Here is a 1,875-nt window from a genome sequence, read left to right as displayed (position 1 = left end):
GACTCCAGTCGATCCAGCAGATCCAACGAAGGGTTATGAAGCACCACCAGTACCAAATGATCCAACAACAGATACAATTATCAACTATATTCCAGTTACTCCAGATACTCCAGATACTCCAGATACTCCAGAAGAACCATCTAAACCGATGACCCCAGCTGCTCCTGAACCAGCTCGTCCAGGAACACCTGCAACCCCTTCAAGTGCATCTCCAGGCCAATTGCCAAACACTGGTGAAGCTTCATCTTCAGCAACTGTACTTGGTGCAGCAATGCTTGTAGCAGCTCTTGCACTTGTTGGAAAACGTCGTCGCAATAAGTAAGAATAATCAATTGTATTTCAATTTATCCTTCCTATTTATTTGATTGCATCGATAGAAAGGGGAAGATTCGCTATCCTTTTAGTAAGAGGTTCTACTATCTGATATATCTAGTCATATAGAGGCTCTTTGTCAACTGTAGTGGTTAGACGAAAAGCTAACACCTAGGGGCTGGGCAAAAACTAGCCACTCGCATATAAAAAACGAGCAATTCCAATTAGGAGTTGCTCGTTTTCGGCTTTTTGGGGGCTCTTTGTCAACTGTAGAAGGTCGACCCATTTAACACCGAGAGAGGACAGGAATTGTCTTCTCTCGTTTTATGTTTACAGCAATGAAAATGCGAGTTTTGAAGTTTTCAAAGTTTCTGAAGCCAAAAGCATTGCGCTTTATGACCTTGATGAGATTGTTGGTAGCTTCCTGTTTAGCGTTTGAGAACGGCAGTTTTAGGGCGTTGACAATCTTGTCCCTGTCCTTCAAAAATGTTCTAGAAACTGTCTGAAAGACAGGATTGACGCTGGAAATCCTCTCCTCAATCAGTCCAAAAAACTGGTCATCTTGCTTCTCTTGGAAGTGGAAGAGCAAGAGTTGATAGAGCTCGTAATGTTCCCGTAGTTCTTGAGAATAGCTGATTAGTTTAGCGACAATCTCCTGATTAGTTAAGTGCATGCGAAAGGTCGGACGATAGAAGCGCTTATCACTAAGTTTACGGCTATCTTGTTGTACCAGTTTCCAGTAGCGTTTGAGCGCTTTGTATTCGTGGGATTTTCTGTCGAACTGATTCATAATTTGAATACGGACACGGTTCATAGCACGGCTGAGGTGTTGTTCGATATGAAAGCGGTCAAGTACTATCTTGGCATTTGGGAGTGAAACAGTCTGGGAATAGACTGTTTCAGCCTAAGCTTAGAATTGACAAAGTGAAGGTGGTTGTTCTCCCAAAGTTTTGAGGGAGCCAAGTCGACAGCTGTCATTCGGAGTCTTTTAGAAACTGCTAAGCGACATGGACTAGATGCAGAGAAATATATGACCTATCTTCTAGAACACTTACCTAACGAGGAGACGCTCGCAAAAAAAGAGGTGCTAGAGGCCTATTTGCCATGGGATACAAAAATAAGAGAGTATGTAAATAGAAAAGGCTTGCAGAGTCGACAGGACTTTGGAGTCTTTTTCAATATACTTTGTTATTGGGCGGTTACAGTTGACAAAGAGCCAAAAAAAGAGAGAACGAAGTTCGTCCTCTCTCGGTCTAAACATTTCGTCTACCCACTACTGTTGACAAAGAGCCATTATTGTTTTGCTAAATCACTTTATTTTCTTCTCTTTAAAAAAATAGTAGAAGCAAATACCGCTAAACCAGCAATCAAGATCGCAATTGATGAAGATGAACCAGTATTTGGAAGGATAGAGTTAGATTTCTTAGGTTTAGCTGAATCACCATTAGCAGGTGTAACAGAAGTCGTCGTTTCTTCAGAAGTCGTTGTTTCTTCGGAAGTAGTTGTTTCTACAGAAGTTGTAGTTTCTTCGGAAGTCGTCGTTTCTTCAGAAGTTGTAGTTTC

Annotated in this window: 2 protein-coding genes and 2 pseudogenes; 2 read left to right on the top strand and 2 right to left on the bottom strand. The window is 41.6% G+C overall.

The features are described 5' to 3' along the window. Positions 1 to 322: LPXTG cell wall anchor domain-containing protein (locus ACHBIE_RS10745; RefSeq protein WP_394733317.1), on the top strand; the 322-nt coding region annotated here is incomplete at its 5' end. A 276-nt stretch (positions 323 to 598) separates the two neighbouring features. On the opposite strand, the pseudogene ACHBIE_RS10740 reads toward ACHBIE_RS10745, so the two are convergent. Next, a pseudogene (locus tag ACHBIE_RS10740) lies at positions 599 to 1,183 on the bottom strand (transposase); the annotation flags it as partial. Positions 1,184 to 1,243: 60 nt separating this feature from the next. Here ACHBIE_RS10740 and ACHBIE_RS10735 point away from each other — a divergent pair. After that, a pseudogene (locus ACHBIE_RS10735) lies at positions 1,244 to 1,438 on the top strand (transposase domain-containing protein); the annotation flags it as partial. A 188-nt stretch (positions 1,439 to 1,626) separates the two neighbouring features. Here the strand turns inward: ACHBIE_RS10735 and ACHBIE_RS10730 are convergent. Beyond that, the gene (locus ACHBIE_RS10730) at positions 1,627 to 1,692 is read right to left on the bottom strand and encodes a hypothetical protein (RefSeq protein WP_394733318.1); all 66 of its coding nucleotides are present in this window, start codon (positions 1,690 to 1,692) and stop codon (positions 1,627 to 1,629) included. Positions 1,693 to 1,875 lie beyond the last annotated feature (183 nt).

The sequence above is a fragment of the Streptococcus sp. A23 genome (genome assembly GCF_043674155.1).
Lineage (GTDB): Bacteria > Bacillota > Bacilli > Lactobacillales > Streptococcaceae > Streptococcus > Streptococcus suis_V.
This window is presented reverse-complemented; position numbering and strand designations above follow the sequence as displayed.